Origin of the sequence: Lactobacillus sp. 3B(2020), from assembly GCF_013487845.1 — a bacterium.
GTDB lineage: Bacteria > Bacillota > Bacilli > Lactobacillales > Lactobacillaceae > Limosilactobacillus > Limosilactobacillus alvi.
The window spans coordinates 1-22,286 of sequence record NZ_CP047410.1 but is presented as its reverse complement, the minus strand read 5'-3'; the positions used below and the strand labels follow the sequence as shown (position 1 = coordinate 22,286).

Sequence of the window (22,286 nt, the reverse complement as noted above, 5' to 3'; positions counted from 1 at the left end):
GAAACGATTAAAAGGAGAAACAAATCATGAAAGCATTAGTTATGACTGCTGTTAAGCATCTTGAAGTTCAAAATGATTACAAAAAGCCAACCCCAAAGCCAAATGAACTTTTAATTCACACGGCTTGGGCCGGAATTTGTGGGACTGACAAGGCCCTTTATAATGGGCTTCCCGGTTCCGCTGACGCTGTTCCTCCAATTGTTTTGGGTCACGAAAATTCAGGGGTCGTTGCTGCAGTTGGTGAGGACGTTGAAGGCTTTAAAGTTGGGGATCGAGTTTCGGTTGACCCGAACATCTACTGCCACAAGTGCTACTACTGCCGGACTTCGCGGCCAGAACTTTGTGAACATCTCGATGCCGTTGGGGTAACGCGGGACGGAGGGTTCGCTGAATTCTTCACAGCCCCAGCCGAAGTCGTTTACCACGTTCCAGACAACGTTTCCTTGGAAGCCGCTGCCGTAATTGAACCAATTTCTTGTGCAATGCACGGGGTTGACCTCCTTGAAACTCACCCTTACCAAAATGCCTTAATTATCGGTGATGGTTTTGAAGGTCAATTAATTGCTCAAATCTTAAAGGCCCGGGGTGTTCGGGAAGTTACCCTTGCTGGGACGGTTGACGAAAAGCTTGCAAACAACCAAAAGCACTTTGGCTTTAAGGTTGTTAATAACTTGAAGCACCCTGAAGAAATTGCTAAGGATGGTTATGACATTGTTGTTGAAGCTGTTGGTTTACCAGCAACCCAAGAACAAGCAGTTGAAGCTGCCCGGCGGGGTGGCCAAGTCTTGATGTTTGGTGTTGGCAACCCTGACTCAACCTTTAAGGTTAACACCTACAAGGTTTACCAAAAGCAACTTCACATTCAAGGTTCCTTCATTAATCCTTACACCTTCGAAGACTCAATTGCCCTTCTTCAATCTGGCGACGTTGATCCCCTCCCATTAATCTCAAATATCCTTGACTTTGCCCACGTTGAAGACTTTGTCTCTGGAAAGTTAGGTAACATTTCAAAGGCAATTGTTAAGGTTGCTGGAGAAGATGCCTAATGACGGCGCCGGTAAATTCAAAGCGGACCATTTCCTTAGCTCAATCCCTTGGCTACTTTACCATTTCCTTGGTTATTAACTCACTAGGAAATGTCTTAACTTTAATTTCAAGTGACCACGTCCATCCTTCTTTTTTAGGCTCAGCCTACTGGACGGCTGCTGATGCTGACTTAGGACATGCCTTTCTTGGCAATAATGCTTGGGTTTTATTCTGGGCGTTCTTCGGTTTAGGCGTTTTTATTTCCTTTCTAAACGCCCTTTTGTTAAAAAAACTAGATTGGAAACGAATTGGTGGGAATATTGCCTTTATGTTGCCATTTTTACTCTTCATCCAGTGGTTTGCAAACCTATTTGAAAGCCTTCCCCAAGCAACTAGTTGGGTGGGAAACATTCTCTATGTACTTTTAAACTTCTTTGGGGTCTTCTTGATTGGGACGGCAATCTCAATCTACCAACGTGTTAATTTAGTTCTACACTCGCAAGATGACCTTTTTCAAATTATTCGGTTTAAATACGTCCATGGGAACGCTACAGTTGCGATGTGGCTCTCCTATCTCCCGCCAACAGTTTTTGGTTTAATTGCCTTTTTAGTAACCGGGCGAATTGATAATATCGGAATTGGGACGATTTTCGCCTTTCTTTTCCAAGGTTCCTTTACTGGTTGGGCTGACAAGCATGTCTTCCCTAAACTTAAGCACCAAGCCTTGGACATGGGAAATTAGTTTTAGTTACCTCGCAAAAGTAAAAAGTCCATCGTGATCAAAATTGCTTGATCACGATGGACTTTTTTAAGCTAACCTCATTTATGGAATCACACGCTAGATAAGAATATGACCATGAAAAATAGCTAAAGCCAGCTTTCACGAGCATTTCGTTTTTATCATCGTCCTATCTCTGGGTGATTTTTATGGTTCATAATCTGGGTCGATAATTAACACTGGCTTAATCGTCTTGCCGGAAACTGAATCGGCATTGGCTTGGTTAATTTCGTCAAATTGATAGAACTTTTCCGTCTTATCAAAGTCAAACATTCCTTGCCGATAGAATTCAATCAACCGCGGAATATCAATTTGCGGAACTGAGTCGCCCATATTAACCCCAACGATGGTCTTATCGGCAGGGCAAAGGTCATCCCAAGTATTAATGTCAATGTGATTAGCCGTAACGGCAATCGGTGCCAAAACCCCACCTTGGGCCAAAGCCTTAATGGCTGCTTCTTCAATGGCGGTTACCCCAGTGGTATCAACAATATAATCGGCCCCTTTACCGTCAGTTAAGGCTTGGACGGCTTCGACCAGGTCTTGTTCATTGGTATTAATTGTGTCCGTTGCGCCTAATTCTTTAGCTAAAGCAAGCCGTTCTGGAACCCGATCAATCGCGATCACCTTTAAGCATCCGCTAATCTTCCCGGCCATCATGGCAGCTAACCCAACGGCCCCAGTCCCAGTTACAGCAATCGTTGAACCGGGTTCCGGCTTCAAAGTATTAAAGACCGTTCCAGAGCCAGTGACGTATCCACAACCAAGTGGTCCTAACTTCCGTAAATCAAGATCCTTGGGTACTTTAACCGCATTCCGTTCCCGTACAACGGTGGTTGTCGTAAAGGAAGATTGGTCAAACATATCAGCGACCTTTTCACCATTTGCGGTAAAGTGGGCACTTCCATCTGGCCGCACCCCTGAAAGATTATTAGCAGCGTAGTTCAAGCATTTCGTTGGTTCACCCTTTAAACAGTTAATACAGTTCCCACAACCATAGAAGGAGAGTACAACGTGGTCGCCTGGTTTAAAGTTCTTAACTTCTGGACCAACTTTCTCAACAATTCCGGCCCCTTCATGGCCTAAAATAATTGGATAGTCAATCACGGCATCCCCTTTGCGGAGGGCTTCGTCTGAGTGACAAATCCCGGAAGCAACCATATGCACTTGGATATCGTCCGCTTGCATTTCAGCTAATTCAATATCATCTTTGATTTCAAAATTAGCCCCTTTTTCAGCGACAACTGCTGCTTTAATCTTCATTGTGATTCAGCTCCTTTTATAATTTAAGCGCTTACATAGTGCCTGTAAGGATATTTTATCACAATTAATTTTAATTTCACAATTTTTGTTATTAAGTTGTTTTCATACCTCTAAGATTTTTAAGTTGATAATTAAAATGTATATCTTTAAATTAGTTCAAAAAATACAAATTTTCTTAATTAAGAATTAAAAAGGGATAATCAGCTTTCAGATGAAAGTTGATTATCCCTTTTTTGTCTGGACTAAATCTGTTTTTTTCGGGATTACCTTAGCAAACTTTAGCTTACTATTCTTATTCTCACGCCCATCATTAGCAATAAATTCGTCAACCGCCCCACAATTTAAACAGGCAACTACAATTTGGTAACGTTGGGAATGATCATTATTCGTCGCCATCCAATTGCGTTCGGCAATGATCAATTTCTTTGCCTGACACTTAGCGCATGAAATTGCCAAGATTTGATCTTCCCGAAAAGGGTCACCAACTTGGCCGACTAACCCCCATTTATCTTCACCATGAACATGATCATAGTTGTTGTAAAACATTTTGTATCCCTTCTAATAATGAATTACCTGTGATTGCCGATGATGAGTTACCACCGTAACCACTATCGTTACTAATAGCCCAACGCCCATACAAATTTCAAACAAGGGGAGGTAGCTTAACTGTTCAATTACCATTCCGCCAGCTAAAGGACCAATCGCTTTGCCAACCGCAATTAGGGCATTTAAAATTCCTTGGTATCGCCCCTTCTCATTTAAGGGCGTCAATTGGTTTACAATTGCTGGAATCATTGGAAAGGCCGTTGTTTCACCAAGTGTTAGAATAATCATTCCCAAAACAAACCACCAGTAATTATCCGCAATTAGAAGGATCCCAAACGAAAGGGCAATCGTCGTCAGCCCAAAGTAAACATAGTGATAGTCATTTTTGATCCAACGATTCAGCCAATTAATCACCAACTGAAAGGAGATCACCAATAAACCATTCAGCGTCCACAAGAGACTGTATAAGGACATTGAAATCCCTTTTCCAGTAATATAAACCGACATATTACTAGACCATTGAACATAAACCAGCCAAGTAATCATTAAAGCTAAGCACAAGGTCCAGATGACTTCTACATTAGCCTTTGGTAGTCGACTTGGAGCTTGATGATGGCTAATTTTTTCAGTATTAACTTTTGGTAGTTGATAGTATCGTAAAACCACACCCAAGAATAAGGCATATAAGACCGCCGTAATTACAAATAATGGGCCCACGTGATGATGAGCAAATTCATAAATTGGTCCTACAATCGTTGTCCCAAATACCATCCCCAAATTATTGAAGAAGTACAACATATTGAAAATAAACCGCCCATCGTGCCCTCGCAACCGGGTCCCAAATGAGTTTAACAAAGTCAATAACCAACCATTAAAAAAACCCACTAAGGTTAATAGAAAGGGGTAAGCTGGCCAACCATTCTGAAAGGTCATTGCGATCATTGTAATGATTGCCGCTACCAAACCACCTGCCATCAATCTTCGCGGCCGAAACCGATCAAAAAAGCTCCCGGCTAACACACTTCCTAAGACATTTGCGCCCGAGAAAAACATTAATACTAATCCAGAAACCGTCAAGGATTGATGGAGTTGATCATGAATGTAAACCGTTGTTAAAGGCCAAACGAAACTATTGCCAAAGCTAGTTAAAAAAGCCCCTAATAATAACCATTGTAGCTTCAATTCTCTTCTCTTCACTATCGATGCCTCCTCCCTAAATATTTTTTGCAAAAGGAAGGGAGCGGGATCTTTAAATTTCCCACTCCCTATAATATTGATTAACTGAAACACAGGAAAGGAGCTTTTTTCCCAACCTCTTTCAATCAATCCTTATTCTAAGCCTCATGTTCATAATCAATTGAGGCAAATTTATTATACGTTTTATTGAAAAGTAACCGGACCGTTCCCCGTGGACCTGACCGATTTTTTTCAATAATCACTTCAACTTCACTCAGACTTGGAACATCGTCTTCTTGACCACCTTCTGGTGCATTAGTTGGTGGTTGTGGCGCTGGTCCCGCTTGTTGTTCCTGTCCTTCTTCCCGGGTATAGTAATCATCCCGATACAAGAAACTAACAATATCAGCATCCTGTTCGATTGATCCGGATTCCCGAATATCTGAAAGGACTGGTCGCTTATCTTGTCGTTGTTCAACTCCCCGAGATAATTGTGACAGGGCAATTACCGGACAAGATAATTCCTTAGCTAACTTCTTTAGTTGTCGAGAAATTTCGGAAACTTCTTGTTGCCGACTTTCGGCATTGCCACCTTCAATTAATTGTAAGTAATCAATTACGATTAAACCTAAATGACCCGTTTTCTTTGCTAAACGCCGACACTTAGCCCGAATTTCTGGGACCCGAATTCCCGGCGTATCATCGATATAAATATCCGCATCAGAAAGCGTCTTTGAAGCCATCCAAAAGCTATCCCATTCATCAGTACTTAATTTTCCAGTCCGTAGGTGGTTAGCATTAATACTACCTTCAGCACAAATCATCCGGTTAACTAATGATTCTGCTCCCATTTCCAGACTAAAAATTGCTACCGTTGTGTTCGTTTTAACCGCCACATTTTGAGCAATATTTAAAGCGAAGGCTGTTTTCCCCATGGCTGGCCGGGCAGCAAGAATCACCAACTCATCCGCATGCAGTCCCGTTGTCATCCGGTCTAGCTGGGGATACCCCATGGCTAACCCAGTTACATCGGTCTTTTGTTTTGACAACTCATAAATATGATTAGCCGAAACCCCTAAAAGGTCCCGCATCCGTTGCATTTCGGAATTGTTATTGCTTTCCGCCACATTTAAGATTGACCGTTCAGCATCATCCAAGAGGTTTGTTAAGTCTTCACTGTCTTCGTACCCCTTGGCAGCAATGCGGTCAGCAGTTTCAATTAAACGCCGGGCAACCGCCTTATCCTTGACTAACTTAGCGTATGAACCAACGTCCGCTGCGGTCGGGGGCGCTGCTGCCAATTTAGCGAGATACTCAATTCCCCCGATATTAGCCGTTTGTTTTTCTTTATCCAGTTCATTTTTCATTGAAACGACATCGATCGGAACATCTTGGTCGTTCAATTTAACCATCGCTGCAAAGATAATCTGGTGAGCACGAGTGTAAAAATCTTCTGGTTGGACATATTCCATCGCAGTAACAATGGCATCCTTTGCTAAAAAGATCGCCCCCAAAACCGCCCGTTCGGCTTCAAGGTCACGCGGTGGTGTCCGTGTAATTGATGCATTATCCATCAATCCGACCCCCGCTTAAAACCTTACTTTTCAACAACGTGAACCCGCATCTTAGCTTCAACATCATGGTGAAGCTTAACCGTTACCGTAACGTAGCCCAACGCCTTAATTGGTGCAGCTAGTTCAAGCTTGCGCTTATTAACCTTAACGTTGTATTGACTTTCCAGTGCTGTTGCGATTTGCTTCGTTGAAATTGATCCAAACATCCGACCATCACTTCCGGCCTTACCTTTCAATTCAACTACCGTATCATCAGCTTCTAAGATAGTCTTAATGCGTTTTGCTTCTGCTAATTCTTCAGCAGCATGCTTTTCTTTTGAACGTTCTTGACCAGCTAATTCACTCATAGCCTTCTTCGTTGCTTGCTTAGCTAAGCCCCGCGGAATTAAGTAGTTTTGAGCGTACCCATCCGGAACATTCTTCACTTCGCCCCGCTTACCACGTCCACGTACATCTTCAACAAAAATTACCTTCATCCTTGTTCACTCCTTTTGTGCGTCAACCGTCTTTTGTGGTTGCACAATTGCTTTTAATTGATCAGCGACCGCCTCGGTGGTTTGACCCTTAATCTGGACTGCTGCATTGTCCAAGTGGCCACCACCACCCATTTTTTCCATTATTAATTGAACATTAAAGCTTCCAGTTGAGCGAGCTGAAATCCCAACCACTTCACTATTCCGCCGGGAAATAACAAAGGAAGCTTCAATCCCTTCAACACTTAACAGCATATCTGCTGCCTGGGCTGCTGTGACTGGGTCATAAAAGCGATCGTCTTCACCGATACACATCGCTATTTTATCATCAATGAAGCTAGCATTTGAAATTAAGTGATTACGCTCCATGAAATTCGTTAAGTTCTCTTTCATGAAGGCCTGAATCAAAGTCCCATCGGCCCCTGCCGATCGGAGATAAGAAGCAGCATCATAGGTCCGCGTCCCTGCATTGTGGGTAAAGGACTTAGTATCAATTTGAATCCCCGTGAGCATAACTGTCGCTTCAAGTTTATTCAGAGCCTTACTTTCTCGTGGTTGATACTCAAACATTTCAGTAATCAATTCACAAGTTGAGGAAGCGTACGGTTCAATATAAACCAAAAGCGGATTTTCTGGAAATTCTTCGCCCCGCCGGTGGTGATCAATAATCACTGTCCGATTCTTCAAACGGTCATATAACTTGGGGGCCATCGACATTGACACTTTTGAATGATCAACCATCACCAACAAGCTTTGATCGGTTGCCATTTCTTGGGCCCGTTCCGGAGTAATTATGTGTTCGGCAATACTCTGGTAATTATGAACTTGTGCCATTAACCGTTCAATATCAGTATGCAAATTCTCTTGATCAAGCACTACGTAGCATTGCTTATCATTCATTTCGCTAATACGGCGAATTCCTAAACAAGCTCCCATTGAATCCATATCTGGCTTAAGGTGACCAACCACAAATACCTGATCGGCCCCTAACATTAATTCTTGAAGGGCTTGAGAAATCATCCGCGCCCGAACTCGGGTCCGCTTTTCCATCGGATTAGTCTTACCACCGTAAAAACGAGCTGGTTGATCTTGGGCTCTTACTACGACTTGATCGCCACCCCGTCCCAGCGCAAGGTCGAGGTTGCTCTGCGCCGTATCTGCTAATTTAATTAGATTTGCATTACCATCCGCAATCCCCACACTTAAGGTAACTGGCGAATTCATCTTAGACGTATTTTCCCGAATCGTATCAAGCACCTTGAACTTCTCTTTTTCAAGTTCAACTAATGATCGTTGATGCCCTAGCAAAAGATAATTATCATCATCGATTACTTTTAGTAACAATTCGTGCTTGGCCGCCCATTTACTGAGCTCTGAAGTTACATAATTATGCAAATTTGAAACCGCCGGATCACTCATTCCCTGGGTTAATTCAATATAATTATCCAAGTAGATATTTCCAATGAATAATTGTTCATCATGATACCGTTGGTTTATTTGTTCATAACGAGTTACATTAAGCAAGTAGAGCGTATGATAGCGCGTTTGATACAGAAATTCAAACTTTTGATCTTGCCAAGTAACAACAACTGGTACTTTGGCATCTTTATTTTTTTCAACTAGTTCAGCCAATGCCGCATCTACTTCTGCTAACGGTTGGCCAACCACTAACCGAAGCAAGAAATACTTTGCCATGTATGGATTAATCCATTTAACGATACCTTGCTCATCTAGCATGACCAACCCTATCGGCATTTCCAAGAGGGCTTCTTGCTGGCCCCGCTGAATTTGATAGGATAAATCATTAACGTAGCTTTCTGTATCCGCAATGAGGTCCCGTAATTGAACTAGACTAATCAAAAAGGCGCTACCTGCCAAAATAAGGGCAACAATCCCCCACCGCCAATTAACTGTAAAAGCACTCGCAACCCCAAGAAAAACAAGCACAATTAAGGCACCAAAAGTCCAGCCGACCCGGCGATGGCGAATTATTTTTGTTAGTTGCATTGCTTTTATCCAGCGCAAACGATCACCTCCCTTAACCGAAAACTATTACTACTATCTTACCATCAATAAAAGCGACGTGAAATGCAAAAAGAGGTTGAGGTTGGGAAAAAAGCTCCTTGACGGCCTGGTTGGGATAAGAAGGACGAAGGTTGATTCATCAGAATCGGCCTTTCGTTCGCACTTATCCGCTAAGGCCGTGCTTTTTGACCTTAGTTACTGAGTAACATTCGGAGATAAAAAAGGGGCTAGGAAGAAACATGAGTTTCTTCCCAGCCCCAACCTCTGTCGTGTTTCTGAATATTCTTCAGAAACTTAGGTTAAAACTCCGGCCTGTTTATGATGACCAAGCCTTTGAAAAGTTTTTCCCCAATTTAATTAACGCAGATTAGTCTTCTGCTACGAATGGTAACAAGCCCATAATCCGAGCCCGCTTGATTGCAATCGTAAGCCGACGTTGGTTCTTAGCGCTCGTCCCAGTTACCCGACGTGGTAAAATCTTACCCCGTTCAGAGATAAAGCGACGCAATAAATCAGTATCTTTGTAGTCGATGTATTCAATGTGGTTTGCGGCGATGAAGTCAACCTTACGGCGACGACGGCCACCACGACGTTGTTGAGCCATGAAATTTACCTCCCTTATTAATATTAATTAGAATGGAACATCATCGATTGAAGGATGATCACCTTGATCATCTTGATCGGATGACGGCTTTTTTTGGTCCGTGCTCATTGCACTCTGATCGTCGATATTCACTTGACCACTATCAGCATCAGAATCATCGTTGCCAAATGGTAAGGAACCGAGATCAACCGAATTATTTTGATCAAAAACCCCGCCGTTGTTTCCGCCAAAGGCGTTATTATTTGCGGGTTGTTGAGGAGCTCCAAAACCATTGTTGCCACCAAAAGCATTTTGGTTGTTAAAACCTTGGTTACCAAAACCGCCATTATTATTTTGGTTAAAGTTACCTTGATTTCCTTGGCTAGCATTTCGTGGTTCTAAGAGCGCGAAGTTGTCAACGGTAACTTCGGTCACATATACCCGTTGACCTTGATTATTTTCGTAATTTCGCGTTGAAAGCCGGCCGTCAATCCCGACCATTGCTCCCTTGTGCGTGAAATTAGCGAAATTTTCCGCTGACTTCCGCCAGATGACACAGTTAATAAAGTCCGCTTCTCGGTTACCTTGTTGATTCCGAAATTGCCGGTCAACTGCAACCGTAAATGAACAAACTGCCGTGCCGCTTCCAGTGTACCGCAACTCTGGATCCCGAGTAAGTCGTCCAGTTAATACTACACGATTTAACATGGGTTATCGCACTCCTCTCATTTTTAACGATTGGTTAAGCCTAGCGCTTAACAATCATGTGACGCAGAATGTCGTCGCTAAACTTAGCCAAACGGCTGAATTCATTCAAAGCTTCATCTGAGTCAGCTTCAACGTTTACCACGTGGTAAGTACCTTCAGTGTACTTAGCGATTGGGTAAGCAAAACGCCGCGTATCCCAGTCCTTTGAATCAACGACCGTAGCACCATTGTCCGCCAAAATCTTGTCGAAGCGAGCAACTAATTCTGCCTTAGCTGATTCTTCGATATCAGGACGAATGATGTAAGTAATTTCATATTTGCGTGTTTCCATGAATGTTACACCTCCTTATGGACTCTGGTTCCTCCCCTACAAATTTAGAAGGAACAAGGAGAGTAGACGAATTACGTATACTCACAAGCAAATATGTTAGCATAAATCTCAAAAAATCACAAGTTTCAAAAACAATTGACTTTCGTGATCTAGGGTTGCGGTCCCTATTATATATATACGTAATTTTTTGCAATTTACATTTTTTATCTTATTTTTTTTGCCAAATTAATTGATCACCGTATTCATTAGCTAAAAAATCATGGATTAAAGTTACCATTTTTTGCGTTGCCGGTGCTTTTTCTTGGGTTCGATTGGCAACTAGTGCTAAGTGCCGTTGAAATTCTTTTTCGAAGCGATAGATCTTAACCGGCCCTGTTAATTTTTGTAAAGCTAACTTAGGTAACACCCCAAAACCTAATTTTGCTTCAACCATGGCTAAAATTGATTGGTCATCGATCGAAAAAGTTAAAGAATTTTGGGTCACTCGGTAATAATCTAGGACAAGTTTGGTATCCCGATCATAGTCAATTTGTTGCAAAATAAACTTTTGCCCAGCTACATCTTTTTCTGTAATTGTGGCTCCATTAGCCGGCGTAAAATCAGCGGGAGTTACACAATAGATTGGATCATTAATTAATGGGTAAACCGTTACTTTTTCCGAAACCGGCATGGCGGTAAACCCCAGATCGAGTTCGCCTAATTGGGTCTGATGAGCGATCTCATTAAAGTCACCTTGAATGATCTTAACTTCAATGGCTGGATATTGCTCCTTAAATTGCTGAATAATTTTAGGTAACCAACTAACGCAAATACTACTGAAGGCACCAATTCGAATTTGACCAGCGTTAACTCCCCGAATCTGTTCGACTCGTTGGGATAGATTCATTTCCAAGCTTAAAATTTCTTCAATGTAGGGTAATAATTGGGCCCCATCTGCCGTTAGGGTTACTCCAGCCCGCGCTCGATAAAAGATCGGAAAGCCAAATTCCCGCTCTAACTGACTTACTGCATGACTAACTGCACTTGGCGTAACATTTAACTTTGCGGCCGCCTTAGCAAAGCTCCCCGTTTCAACTACGGTCGCAAAAATCTGATATGGAAATTGGGCCATTTCCTTCTCCTTTCCGTAAGTTATATTCATCTTAAACCAAAAACGATGAATTTTATAATTGTCAATATTTTATCATATCAAAAAAGACGTCCGGTAAGAATTCTCCTACCTAACGTCTCATTTTAATTATTAATCTTTCGGCTTTTCGGTTACTGCTTCCGTTACTGACTCTGATGATTCATCTTCATCAGTTTCATCATCCTCTTTATCAACAGTCGCCATTGTGGCCACCTTCGAGTCATCAGTCATCTTAATTAACCGGACACCCATTGTAGAACGGCCAGTTTCCGAAACTGTTTCGACTCCAAAGCGAATGATAACTCCTTTATCAGTTACTAACATGATATCTTTATCTTCGTTAACGGTGGTTAAACCAACCAAAGGACCATTCTTTGCGGTAACATTGACGGTCTTAATCCCCATGGTACCACGACCCTTAATTGGATATTCGCTTGCCGGTGTTTGTTTACCATATCCATTTTCACAGATAACTAAAACATGACTATTAGCATTTAATGGGGCCGCTCCAATCAAGTAGTCGCCTTCTCGAAGCCGGGCTCCACGAACCCCGGCAGCTGACCGCCCCATCGACCGCACCGCTGAGGCTGGAAAACTAACTGCATAACCAAGATGGGTTCCTAAAATCATATTTTGATCGTGATCAATAATATCGACCGCAATCAATTCGTCGGCTTCATGTAAGTTCAAGGCCTTCAAACCGTTACTCCGGATATTTGCAAACTCATTAACCGCTGTCCGTTTTACAACCCCTTGCTTCGTTGCAAAGAACAGATCTTGTTCGCCATGGTCCTCATTCCGTTCCACATTGATCACAGCAGTAATTTTTTCATCCCCGTCAATTCCCAATAAGTTAATTACTGGAATTCCTTGGGCTGAGCGACCATATTCTGGTACCTCATATCCCTTCATTGCAAAGACTTTCCCAGTATTCGTGAAGAAGAGTAGCTTATCATGAGTTGAACTAGTGATGAGTTGTTCAATGAAATCATCATTATGAACCCCCATTCCCTTAACACCACGACCACCACGGTGTTGGGACTTAAATTCATCAACCGGCAACCGCTTAATATAGCCATTATGGGTTAAGGTAACCACAATCCCTTCTTCTTCGATCAAGTCTTCATCTTCTAAGTTAGTAATATCGCCAACTTGAAGTTCTGTCCGCCGAGGATCCCCAAACCGCTTTTGAATTTCTAATAATTCATCGTAAATAATGGCATGAATCCGTTCAGCATGGGCCAAAATGTCCTTGTAATCAGCGATAGCGTCCACTAGCTTCTTGTACTCAGCTTCGATTTTTTCTCGTTCCAAACCGGTTAACCGAACTAACCGCATATCAAGAATGGCTTGAGCTTGCCGATCTGAAAGACCATAGTTATTCATCAATTGCTCTTTGGCTAACTCACTAGTTTCTGATTGCCGAATAATCTTGATGATTTCATCAATGTGATCAAGGGCAATTCGCAGCCCTTCGACAATGTGCAACCGACTCTGGGCTTTCTTTAAGTCGAACTCGGTCCGCCGCCGAACCACTTCTTCTTGGTGAGCTAAGTAGTATTGCAAGATTTCCTTTAAGCTCAGGATCTTTGGTGCCCCATTAACGATTGCTAACATGTTAAAGTTGAAGGTCGTTTGCATCAAGGTCATCTTGTAAAGGTTATTTAAAATGACCTCCGCACTAGCATCACGCCGCACATCAATAACAATTCGCATCCCTTCCCGGTCAGTTTCATCATTGACGTCGGTGATCCCATCGATTTCTTTTTCCCGAGCTAAACTAGCAATCCGCTCGATTAACTTGGCCTTATTAACCATGTACGGAATTTCATGAACCACGATCCGTTGACGGCCATTCTTGGCTTCTTCAATTTCAACCTTGGCTCGTACGACGATTGATCCTTGCCCGGTTTCGTAAGCTTTCCGAATTCCGGCCTTGCCCATTACAACCCCACCAGTTGGAAAGTCTGGACCTGGCAAGACTTTCATCAAGTCTTCAGTCGTAGCATTAGGATTATCCATTAAAACGTGTAAAGCACTAATGACTTCCCCTAAATTATGGGTTGGAATATTGGTCGCCATCCCAACCGCAATTCCAGAAGCCCCATTTACTAAAAGGTTTGGAAAGCGAGAAGGTAAGACTTGTGGTTCTTTTTCCGTTCCATCATAGTTATCTTGAAAATCAACCGTATCCTTATTGATATCCCGCAACATTTCAACGGCGATTTTACTCATCTTAGCTTCGGTATACCGCATGGCAGCTGCTCCGTCACCATCAACAGAACCAAAGTTACCATGCCCGTCAACTAGCATGTAACGGTAGGAAAAATCTTGGGCCATCCGGACAAGTCCTTCATAAATCGAAGAATCACCGTGAGGGTGGAATTTCCCCATGACATCCCCAACAATCCGGGCTGACTTCTTATATGGCTTATCAGGAGTTACCCCAAGTTCATTCATTCCGTATAGGATCCGCCGTTGTACAGGCTTTAACCCATCCCGAACATCTGGTAAAGCCCGGGAAACAATCACGCTCATTGCGTAATCCAAAAAGGAATTCCGCATCTGGCTCGTTAGATTGACGTCAGTAATCCGGTTTGGCAAATCTTCTTGTGCCACTATTCATCCTCCTCTTCTCGTTGCTTACAGGTCTAAGTTCTTAACAAAGGTGGCGTTTTTTTCGATGAATTCCCGCCGCGGACCAACTTTGGTTCCCATCAGCATTTGGAAAATTTCATCGGCTGCTTTGGCATCATCAAGCTTAACTCGTAATAATCGCCGTTTTTCTGGGTCCATCGTCGTTTCCCAAAGTTGTTCAGCGTCCATTTCACCAAGCCCCTTGTAGCGTTGGATAACAGGTTTTGGACTTGGCTGAAGCGAATTTACAACCTGCTCTAATTCTTCATCCGAATCAATGTACTTCACAAACTTACCTTGCCGAACTTGGTATAGCGGTGGTTGAGCTATATAAACGTATCCATTTTCAATCATTGGCCGCATAAACCGATAGAAGAGGGTTAGTAAAAGGGTCCGAATGTGTGCCCCATCGACATCGGCATCCGTCATAATAATCAACTTGTGGTAGTTAGCCTTTGAAACATCAAAGTCTTCCCCGAAGCCCGTTCCAAGGGCCGTAAAGAGGGACCGAATTTCATCATTAGCAAGCACCCGGTTTAAGCTAGCCTTTTCGACGTTTAAAATCTTCCCCCGAATTGGCAAAATTGCTTGAGTTAACCGGGAACGCCCCTGCTTAGCACTCCCACCAGCAGAGTCCCCTTCGACAATAAATAATTCCGAGATATTGGGATCTTTACTAGTGTTGTCCGCAAGTTTCCCCGGTAAGTTAGAGATTTCCAACCCACTCTTTTTCCGGGTAACTTCTCGAGCCCGCTTAGCTGCTACCCGGGCTTTAGAAGCTAGCAACCCTTTATCAACAATCTTGTGAGCAACTTCCGGATTTTCCATCATAAACCGGGTCATAGTTTCACTAAAAATTCGATCGGTTGCCGTCCTTGCATCCGAGTTACTTAACTTGGTCTTGGTTTGTCCTTCAAATTGCGGGTTTGGATGCTTAATTGAAACAACCGCCGTCAAACCTTCTCGAACATCATCCCCAGAAAGAGTGGCGTTATTTCCCTTCAGCTGACCAGACTTTTTCCCATAGTCGTTAATCACCCGCGTTAAAGCGGTCTTAAAACCAGTTTCGTGGCTCCCACCTTCATAGGTATGGATATTGTTAGTAAAGGTCAGGAGATTATTTCGGTAATCATCGGTGTATTGCAAGGAAACTTCAACCGTGATCCCATTGCTAGTTCCTTCAACGTAAATTGGAGGATCAAAAAGGACATCATGGCCTTCATCCAAATATTCAACATAATGTCGAATTCCACCTTCATAGTGAAATTCATCCTTCGTTGATTCAGCTGGCCGCTTATCCTCAATCGTGATCTTCAGGCCCTTATTCAAAAAGGCAAGTTCCCGAATCCGATCTGTTAAGGTTTTAATATTATAAACAGTTGTTTCCTTGAAAACGTCCGGATCTGGCTTAAAGTGAACTACCGTCCCATGCTCGGTTTCCGGAAGGCCTTCTGCCACTATCTTCATTGGATGGTTAACATGGCCCCGCTTAAAGTCCATTTGGTACCGTTTACCCTGCCGGGTAACCGTAACGTCAAGTTCCGTTGAAAGGGCATTAACAACTGAAGCCCCAACCCCGTGGAGACCCCCAGAAACCTTATAACCACCGTTACCAAACTTACCGCCAGCATGAAGAACCGTAAAGACGGTTTCAAGAGCGGGTTTCCCCGTTTCCTTTTGAATATCAACCGGAATTCCTCGACCATTATCAGCTACGGTAATGCTATTATCAGGTTCAACGATGACATTAATTTCATCACAAAAGCCAGCCAAGGCTTCATCGATTCCATTATCGACAATTTCCCAAACAAGATGATGCAAACCCTGAACTGTCGTTGATCCAATATACATCCCCGGCCGTTTTCGAACAGCTTCTAGTCCCTTCAGAACTTGAATTTGACTAGCATCATATTCACTTGCTAATTCGGCCTTTTTTTCTGCTAATTCTTCTTGACTCACGCTGTTTCCTCCCTATCCATGCACTAATTTGCAACTGTAGACAATTGACCATGATGAATTTGATAAATCGTTGGCGCTTTAATTAATTGTCGCGCAACCCCACTCAAACTCGTTGTCGTTAAAAATGTCTGAACCTTATCTTGAATTGCCGTTAATAAATGAGTCTGCCGATCATTATCTAATTCCGAAAGAACGTCATCCAGAAGCAAAAGGGGATATTCGCCGGTCTGTTCCTGCATTAAGTCAATTTCGGCTAATTTAACCGCTAGTGCCGTTGTTCTTTGTTGTCCTTGGGAACCAAAATGTTGAACGTTATTGTCGTTAACTAAAAAATGCAGATCATCACGTTGAGGACCAACTAAGGTAGTTCCAGCGGCAATCTCCTTTTCAATGTTTATTCGCAATAATGTTTGGAGTTGCTCTTGTAAGTCTGCAACCTCACTTTGATCGTCAATCATTAATGAACTAACATATTTCAGCTGTAATTTTTCTTTTTGTTGCGAGATTTCTTCGTGAAGCGGTTGGGCCCACTGTTCTAATCGCTTCACCAATCGATAACGAATTGCAGTTACTTCACTACCAAAAGTCGCCAACTGGTCGGACAAAACTTCTAAAAGAATCCGGTCGGTAGCTTGCCGACTTCTCAATTGCTTTAAATACTGATTTCGTTGATAAAGAGCATCGTTAAAGTGGCTTAAGTTATATAAATAACGACTACTTATCTGGCCAAACTCGACATTCATAAATTGTCGTCGCAAGGCTGGCGCCCCTTTTACTAAAGCCAAATCTTCAGGAGCAAATAAGACGACGTTTAAATTTCCGATATAAGTTGAAAGCCGGCTTTGGGGAAGATGATTTACTTTAACCTGTTTTCCCCCTTTACCAAGCTGAATTTCAAGGGGAATCGTCCCCGTTTGCCGCTCAACTTTGCCCTTAAGAATTGCATTTTGAGCGTGCCACTCTACCAATTCTTTATCCTTATTTGTCCGATGGCTTCGGACTAACGCTAAATAGTGAATTGCTTCTAAAAGGTTGGTCTTACCCTGAGCGTTTTCACCAATTAAGACATTTACTCCAGGGGTAAAGGTCACTTCCAAATGATCATAATTTCGGAAGTGCCGAAGTTCCATTTCCTTTAGTAGCATTGCTAACCCAAAATTATAATTTTTCTAATCCCAGTTACTATAACTTCGTCCTCAGGATATAACTTTTTCCCCCGCCGGTCTTCCGGTTGACCATTCACAGTAACTGTCTGCTCTTTTAAAAACCATTTTGCTGCACCGCCCGTTGGGATAATCCCCTCTTCCTTAAGCAGTTGACCAAGGGTAATAAATGGACGATCAATCTTAAATGTTACTTCTTTTTCCAATCTTTTCACCTACACTTTAAACACCTTTACATTATAGCCGTTTTAAGGGGCAAATACAAATATATGACCGTTTTAAGCGCTTCTCAGCTATTTTTTGGTGGTTGAATGATTTTTGCCTTTAGTGATGTAAAACGGCCGTAGCTACATTTAAAATCGTTTGATGAAAAAGGGGGAGGCTGGGAAAAAACTCCTAGTCCAAAGTAAAAACCGGATGATGAATTTCTTAAACAATTCATCATCCGGTTTTTATGTACACAGGAAGTTGCTCCTGATATGATGTAATTATCACGAAAACAAACAAAAAGGAGCGATTTCCATGTATCAAAATTATACCATAGGGCAAACCGAATTCGTACTAAACTATAACTATGATTTACCAAAGAACCATATTGCGCGACTAATTAGTGCATTTGTCGACTCAATTCCACAGGAGGTTCTATTGGAAGAGTCGGTGGCGGCTACTGGCCGCCCTGCATCGCATCCAGCAATTATGCTTAAGATCCTCTTGTTTGCCTACTCGCGTCAAACCTATTCTGGAAGAAAGATTGAAATGATGTTGGATGAGAGTCTACCAATGCGTTGGTTAGCCCATGACTATACTTATAGTTACCACACCATCAATAACTTTCGGAGCAGTCAGCACGCTAGTAATCTGATCAAGCGTGCTTTTGTCTACTTTACCATGGCTTTAACAGATCACGGCCTAATTCAAAATGATGCAGTTTTTATTGATGGAACCAAGGTCGAAGCTGATGCCAATAAATATTCATTTACTTGGCGTCGTGCAGTGGAAAAGTACCACGCTAAGTTAAGGGAAAAGACAAGTAAGATTTATGAGGAATTAGTGGAAAAACGAGTGGTGCAAGAAATGGCGCCAGAGCTGGTCACTTCTGCCGAAGGCATGAAAACAATGGAACAAGAACTCGGAGAGCAAATCACTAAATTAGATGAAGAGATTGAGCAAGAACCCAAAATCATCAAAGGTGGTTCAGTTAGGAAACGGCGTCGTCGTTTCCTAAAAAAACTTCGCCACCAGCTAAGCAACGACTTAATTCCTCGTGCCCAAAAGTATGAACATGCCGAAGATATCTTCCAAGGTCGCAATAGCTACTCCAAGACTGATCATGATGCGACTTTTATGTGTATGAAAGAAGATCCGATGATGAATCGGGAATTGAAACCTGGCTATAACTTACAAATTGCCACTCATAAGCAATTTGTTCTTGATTACGGATTATTTTCAAACCCAACTGATACAAGGACTTTAGTGCCATTTCTTAAGCAATTTCATGCCTTAGGCTTCTTTAAACATATCGTCGCTGATGCAGGTTATGGTAGTGAATACAATTACACAACGATTCTTGATCAGTTTGAAAAGCAACCTATTATTCCCTATACAACTTATCAAAAGGAACAGAAGCGCAAGTTTAAAAACGACCCAACTAACTCACAAAATTGGCAGTATAACGCCGAAGATGATTACTATATTGATCATTTAGGGGTTCGTTTTAGCTTTTATCGGTATAGTGAGCAAATCGATAAATATGGTTTCAAACGTGATTTTAAAATCTATCGGGCAGATAAGCACCAGCCGTCAGCGCAATTGGATAAATTAACGAAAACACCAGGTGGTCGGCAACGTTATATGAAGGTTAACCCGACCTGGAATTATTACAAAGCAAAAGTGAAAGCGACCCTCTCAAGTGACGAAGGTAAGGCGATTTATCGTCGACGGAAGTTCGACGTTGAGCCAGTCTTTGGTCACATGAAGAGGGATTTTGGCATACGCCGAACTCACTTGCGTGGTCAACGGGCTGTGGAAAATGACATTGGCCTGGCCCTGATGACATTAAACATAACGAAATTGGGACAATTAATTAACCGATGGAGGGCCAATTTCATAAATAATCGAAAATCCGGACTACAATTTTTGATCAAGGCAAAAATTATAGTCCGGATTTTAATGTTAGAGGGGCAAAAATTAATAGTTAATTCCCAGCCTCCCTCTTTCATCTCCGAAGGTTATTCAGCAACTACGACCTACCCTAATTTAGAATGTCCGAACTGGGGTAATTAATTGCACGAAGTTAACTTCATCATCTGCTGGAACCAAAGTAAATGGCCGAAGTGGTGAATTAAAAGCTAACTTAACTTTGATTCCACCAAATGACTTCAATGCATCTCCCATGTAATCTGGGTTAAATGAAATTGCCAGTTCATCACCATCGAGGCTTTCAAATGTTAATTCCTCTTCAACATTCCCAACATCAGCCGAGTCACCACTAATTTTAACTAATTTTTGTTCTGGATTTAGAGTGAGTTTTATCACATTATTCCGACCTTCATGAGAAAGTAAAGATGCCCGTGAAATAGCATTTAATAGCGTGGTGGCATCAATTTCAAGATCAGTGGTTGAAGTGTCTGGAATTAGCCGACTCGTTTCGGGATAATTCCCTTCTAATAGCCGTGAATAGAACAAAGTATGGCCAAATTTAAAAAGTACCATGTTTTCAGCGATTTGTAATTCAATGGCCTCATTTTGATCAACGATCATCCGTGCTAGTTCAGTCATACTAGTCCCTGGAACAACCACATCGGCTGGTACTTCAACCGTTTCTGGTAAGGTTACTTTGCGTTGAGCTAAACGGTGGCTATCTGTCGCAATTGCCGTTAATTGATTACTCGTAAGTAGAACATGGATTCCCGTTAAAATTGGTCTACTTTCTTGTTTAGAAACGGCAATCCGAGTTTGATCAATTACTTCGCGAAGTAAATCTGGTGCGATTTGGACGTTTTCATTGCTTTCCATTTCTGGTAAGTGTGGGTAGTTGTTAGCATCTTGGCCATTAACTGTAAATTCTGCGGATCCAGAAATAATATTAGCTTGAAAACCAGTTTTTACTTCTAACGTAACCTTACTATCAGGCAATTTTTTGATGATTTCGTTGAAGAAACGTGCAGGTAAAACAATGGCACCTGGTTCTTCGATTATTAATTCCAAAGCTCCATCGCTAGTTGAAAGAGTTGATTGGATTGTAATATCTGAGTTACTACCGGTTAGGATTAATTCATTATCCGTAGCAACTAACTTTAACCCGGTTAGAATTTGGATTGTTGTTTTTGATGAAATTGCACGTAAAACATTTGCTAGTTCATTAATAAATGCTGATCGCTTAATGGAAAATTTCATAGTTTCCTCCAAAGTATAAATAAATATTAATGTATATATATATATAGTTTAGTAGTAGTAGTAGGTCCTGTGGAGACTGTGGAAAAGTAAAAGAAACAGTTGAGAATATAGGATATTTAGCATGTGGATAATTTGTGGAAAAGCTGGGGATGAATTCAGAGTTTTCCACAACCAAGATATTTTAAGGGGTTAAAGCGGCCTTTAAGTTCTTAATATCATTTTGTAACTGGGAGTCAGCTTGCAATTGTTTTTCAATTTTATCAATTGCATGTAAAACCGTTGTGTGGTCTTTACCACCGAATTCTTTCCCAATTTTAGGGAGGGAATTATCAGTTAACTCACGAGAAAGGTACATCGCAATTTGGCGCGGAATAACAATGGTTTTAACCCGTTTTTTACCAGTAATATCGGCTTGCGTAATACCGTAGAAATTAGCTACTTTTTTCTGGATTAAATCGATTGTTAAGGCGGTTGTTGGGGCATCACCAATTCCTTGTAAGGCTTCGGCAGCAATTGCCGTAGTAATTGGGGTGTTGTGTAATTGGGCATATACTCGTACCCGCATTAAAGCTCCTTCGAGCTCTCGCACATTGGTATTGATCTTAGTTGCAATGTAGTTGAGGACTTCACTAGGTACGCCTTGGATATTTTCTTCTTCTGCTTTGCGGTTAAGAATGGCAATCCGGGTTTCTAGTCCCGGGGAAGTAATTTCAACAGTTAGTCCCCAAACAAAGCGGGATACCAACCGTTCTGTTAAATTTGGAATTTCTTTCGGGTTTTGATCGGCAGTTAAAACAATTTGTTTACTATTATCGTGCAAAACATTGAAAGTATTGAAAAATTCTAATTCAGTTTCGTTTTTTGAAGCTAAAAATTGCACATCATCAACTAAAAGGGCATCTAAGTCACGATATTCGCGCCGGAATTCTTCTTGGGTCCGGTTTTTAATTGAATTAATATAGTCATTCATAAAGTTTTCGCTAGTAACATATTTGATCTTCGCGTTTGGATTATGAATCAACATATTGTTAGCAATTGCTTGCATTAAGTGGGTTTTTCCTAGACCAACTCCTCCATAGATTAAAAGGGGATTGTAAAGGCCACCCGGTTGTTCGGAAGCAGCGTAAGCCGATGCATAGGCAAATTGATTACTCCGCCCTTCAACAAAAGTTTCGAAAGTATACTCAGGATTGAGTGGGGTTTGTTCTTGAAACGTTGGGGTAGCGGCGGTCGTTGATGTAGTCGTTGACTTGTTAATTAAGTTTTTAGTTAAGACGTACCGCGGTTCGATATCTTGGCCAGTTTGTTCCCGCAAAATGTGCTTAAGCTGCGTATTTAAGCTCCGTTGCCACCAATCAAGGTGATATTCCGTTGGTACAACAACGGTTAATTGGTGGTTAGAGAGAGAATCAGCTTTTGCCGGAGCAACAACGTTTTCATAAGTTGGACCAGTAATGGTCTGCTTAAACGTGTTCTGGACCGCTTCCCAAAGAGATTCAAGAGAAGAGAGCTCAGTCAA

Annotated in this window: 19 protein-coding genes; 3 read left to right on the top strand and 16 right to left on the bottom strand. The window is 42.0% G+C overall.

Annotated features, from left to right (window positions below; translation table 11 throughout):
* Positions 1–26 precede the first annotated feature (26 nt).
* Entirely contained in the window at positions 27–1,046 is a 1,020-nt protein-coding gene (locus GTO83_RS00095) for a zinc-dependent alcohol dehydrogenase family protein (RefSeq protein ID WP_180871117.1), read from the top strand.
* Positions 1,046–1,768 (top strand): fructose permease, encoded by a 723-nt coding sequence (locus GTO83_RS00090; protein ID WP_180871115.1) that lies wholly within the window; start codon positions 1,046–1,048, stop codon positions 1,766–1,768. Before GTO83_RS00095 ends, GTO83_RS00090 begins: the two co-directional genes overlap by 1 nt.
* A gap of 183 nt (positions 1,769–1,951) precedes the next feature.
* Here the strand turns inward: GTO83_RS00090 and GTO83_RS00085 are convergent, their stop codons facing one another.
* The 14 genes from GTO83_RS00085 to yaaA form a co-directional block, all read right to left on the bottom strand.
* A complete protein-coding gene (locus GTO83_RS00085) occupies positions 1,952–3,067 on the bottom strand; it encodes an NAD(P)-dependent alcohol dehydrogenase (protein WP_180871113.1) in 1,116 nt (371 codons plus the stop codon).
* 222 nt (positions 3,068–3,289) lie between these two features.
* The gene (locus GTO83_RS00080; protein WP_180871111.1) at positions 3,290–3,613 is read right to left on the bottom strand and encodes a hypothetical protein; all 324 of its coding nucleotides are present in this window, start codon (positions 3,611–3,613) and stop codon (positions 3,290–3,292) included.
* Positions 3,614–3,625: 12 nt separating this feature from the next.
* Positions 3,626–4,810 carry an MFS transporter gene (locus GTO83_RS00075; RefSeq protein WP_180871110.1) on the bottom strand — a complete coding sequence of 395 codons (1,185 nt, stop codon included), beginning with the start codon at positions 4,808–4,810 and terminating at the stop codon, positions 3,626–3,628.
* A 137-nt stretch (positions 4,811–4,947) separates the two neighbouring features.
* Positions 4,948–6,363 (bottom strand): replicative DNA helicase, encoded by a 1,416-nt coding sequence (dnaB, locus tag GTO83_RS00070; protein WP_180871108.1) that lies wholly within the window; start codon positions 6,361–6,363, stop codon positions 4,948–4,950.
* Between the two features lie 23 nt (positions 6,364–6,386).
* A complete protein-coding gene (gene rplI, locus GTO83_RS00065; RefSeq protein ID WP_180871106.1) occupies positions 6,387–6,839 on the bottom strand; it encodes a 50S ribosomal protein L9 in 453 nt (150 codons plus the stop codon).
* A gap of 6 nt (positions 6,840–6,845) precedes the next feature.
* Positions 6,846–8,843: a DHH family phosphoesterase gene (locus GTO83_RS00060; RefSeq protein ID WP_180872072.1), complete on the bottom strand. Its 1,998-nt coding sequence runs from the start codon at positions 8,841–8,843 to the stop codon at positions 6,846–6,848.
* Between the two features lie 385 nt (positions 8,844–9,228).
* Complete coding sequence (gene rpsR, locus GTO83_RS00055) at positions 9,229–9,465, bottom strand: 30S ribosomal protein S18 (protein ID WP_003682305.1); 237 nt, start codon at positions 9,463–9,465, stop codon at positions 9,229–9,231.
* 27 nt (positions 9,466–9,492) lie between these two features.
* Positions 9,493–10,152 (bottom strand): single-stranded DNA-binding protein, encoded by a 660-nt coding sequence (ssb, locus tag GTO83_RS00050; RefSeq protein WP_180871104.1) that lies wholly within the window; start codon positions 10,150–10,152, stop codon positions 9,493–9,495.
* 40 nt (positions 10,153–10,192) lie between these two features.
* Positions 10,193–10,483, bottom strand: coding sequence for a 30S ribosomal protein S6 (gene rpsF / locus GTO83_RS00045; protein WP_180871102.1), 291 nt, complete (start codon positions 10,481–10,483; stop codon positions 10,193–10,195).
* A gap of 208 nt (positions 10,484–10,691) precedes the next feature.
* Positions 10,692–11,594, bottom strand: a complete 903-nt coding sequence (locus GTO83_RS00040) for a LysR family transcriptional regulator (RefSeq protein ID WP_180871100.1) — start codon at positions 11,592–11,594, stop codon at positions 10,692–10,694.
* Positions 11,595–11,723: 129 nt separating this feature from the next.
* Positions 11,724–14,231: a DNA gyrase subunit A gene (gyrA, locus tag GTO83_RS00035; RefSeq protein ID WP_180871099.1), complete on the bottom strand. Its 2,508-nt coding sequence runs from the start codon at positions 14,229–14,231 to the stop codon at positions 11,724–11,726.
* A 24-nt stretch (positions 14,232–14,255) separates the two neighbouring features.
* Positions 14,256–16,208 carry a DNA topoisomerase (ATP-hydrolyzing) subunit B gene (gyrB, locus tag GTO83_RS00030; protein ID WP_180871097.1) on the bottom strand — a complete coding sequence of 651 codons (1,953 nt, stop codon included), beginning with the start codon at positions 16,206–16,208 and terminating at the stop codon, positions 14,256–14,258.
* A 23-nt stretch (positions 16,209–16,231) separates the two neighbouring features.
* Positions 16,232–17,353: a DNA replication/repair protein RecF gene (gene recF, locus GTO83_RS00025; RefSeq protein ID WP_180871095.1), complete on the bottom strand. Its 1,122-nt coding sequence runs from the start codon at positions 17,351–17,353 to the stop codon at positions 16,232–16,234.
* A 2-nt stretch (positions 17,354–17,355) separates the two neighbouring features.
* Positions 17,356–17,577, bottom strand: coding sequence for a S4 domain-containing protein YaaA (gene yaaA, locus GTO83_RS00020; RefSeq protein WP_180871094.1), 222 nt, complete (start codon positions 17,575–17,577; stop codon positions 17,356–17,358).
* A gap of 316 nt (positions 17,578–17,893) precedes the next feature.
* Between yaaA and GTO83_RS00015 the strand changes: the two genes are divergently transcribed.
* Entirely contained in the window at positions 17,894–19,654 is a 1,761-nt protein-coding gene (locus GTO83_RS00015) for an IS1182 family transposase (protein ID WP_255463128.1), read from the top strand.
* Here the strand turns inward: GTO83_RS00015 and dnaN are convergent.
* Both dnaN and dnaA read right to left on the bottom strand, forming a co-directional pair.
* Positions 19,628–20,767 carry a DNA polymerase III subunit beta gene (gene dnaN / locus GTO83_RS00010; protein WP_180871092.1) on the bottom strand — a complete coding sequence of 380 codons (1,140 nt, stop codon included), beginning with the start codon at positions 20,765–20,767 and terminating at the stop codon, positions 19,628–19,630. The two genes, GTO83_RS00015 and dnaN, sit on opposite strands and share 27 nt — an antisense overlap.
* A gap of 181 nt (positions 20,768–20,948) precedes the next feature.
* Positions 20,949–22,286: a chromosomal replication initiator protein DnaA gene (gene dnaA / locus GTO83_RS00005; protein WP_180871090.1), complete on the bottom strand. Its 1,338-nt coding sequence runs from the start codon at positions 22,284–22,286 to the stop codon at positions 20,949–20,951.

What these genes read in the sequence shown, in the direction of transcription:
- GTO83_RS00095 (WP_180871117.1), top strand. Translation starts at nt 27, where the DNA reads ATGAAAGCATTAGTTATGACTGCTGTTAAGCATCTTGAAGTTCAAAAT.
- GTO83_RS00090 (WP_180871115.1), top strand. Translation starts at nt 1,046, where the DNA reads ATGACGGCGCCGGTAAATTCAAAGCGGACCATTTCCTTAGCTCAATCC.
- GTO83_RS00085 (WP_180871113.1), bottom strand. Translation starts at nt 3,067, where the DNA reads ATGAAGATTAAAGCAGCAGTTGTCGCTGAAAAAGGGGCTAATTTTGAA.
- GTO83_RS00080 (WP_180871111.1), bottom strand. Translation starts at nt 3,613, where the DNA reads ATGTTTTACAACAACTATGATCATGTTCATGGTGAAGATAAATGGGGG.
- dnaB (WP_180871108.1), bottom strand. Translation starts at nt 6,363, where the DNA reads ATGGATAATGCATCAATTACACGGACACCACCGCGTGACCTTGAAGCC.
- rplI (WP_180871106.1), bottom strand. Translation starts at nt 6,839, where the DNA reads ATGAAGGTAATTTTTGTTGAAGATGTACGTGGACGTGGTAAGCGGGGC.
- GTO83_RS00060 (WP_180872072.1), bottom strand. Translation starts at nt 8,843, where the DNA reads ATGCAACTAACAAAAATAATTCGCCATCGCCGGGTCGGCTGGACTTTT.
- rpsR (WP_003682305.1), bottom strand. Translation starts at nt 9,465, where the DNA reads ATGGCTCAACAACGTCGTGGTGGCCGTCGTCGCCGTAAGGTTGACTTC.
- ssb (WP_180871104.1), bottom strand. Translation starts at nt 10,152, where the DNA reads ATGTTAAATCGTGTAGTATTAACTGGACGACTTACTCGGGATCCAGAG.
- rpsF (WP_180871102.1), bottom strand. Translation starts at nt 10,483, where the DNA reads ATGGAAACACGCAAATATGAAATTACTTACATCATTCGTCCTGATATC.
- GTO83_RS00040 (WP_180871100.1), bottom strand. Translation starts at nt 11,594, where the DNA reads ATGGCCCAATTTCCATATCAGATTTTTGCGACCGTAGTTGAAACGGGG.
- recF (WP_180871095.1), bottom strand. Translation starts at nt 17,353, where the DNA reads ATGCTACTAAAGGAAATGGAACTTCGGCACTTCCGAAATTATGATCAT.
- GTO83_RS00015 (WP_255463128.1), top strand. Translation starts at nt 17,894, where the DNA reads ATGTATCAAAATTATACCATAGGGCAAACCGAATTCGTACTAAACTAT.
- dnaN (WP_180871092.1), bottom strand. Translation starts at nt 20,767, where the DNA reads ATGAAATTTTCCATTAAGCGATCAGCATTTATTAATGAACTAGCAAAT.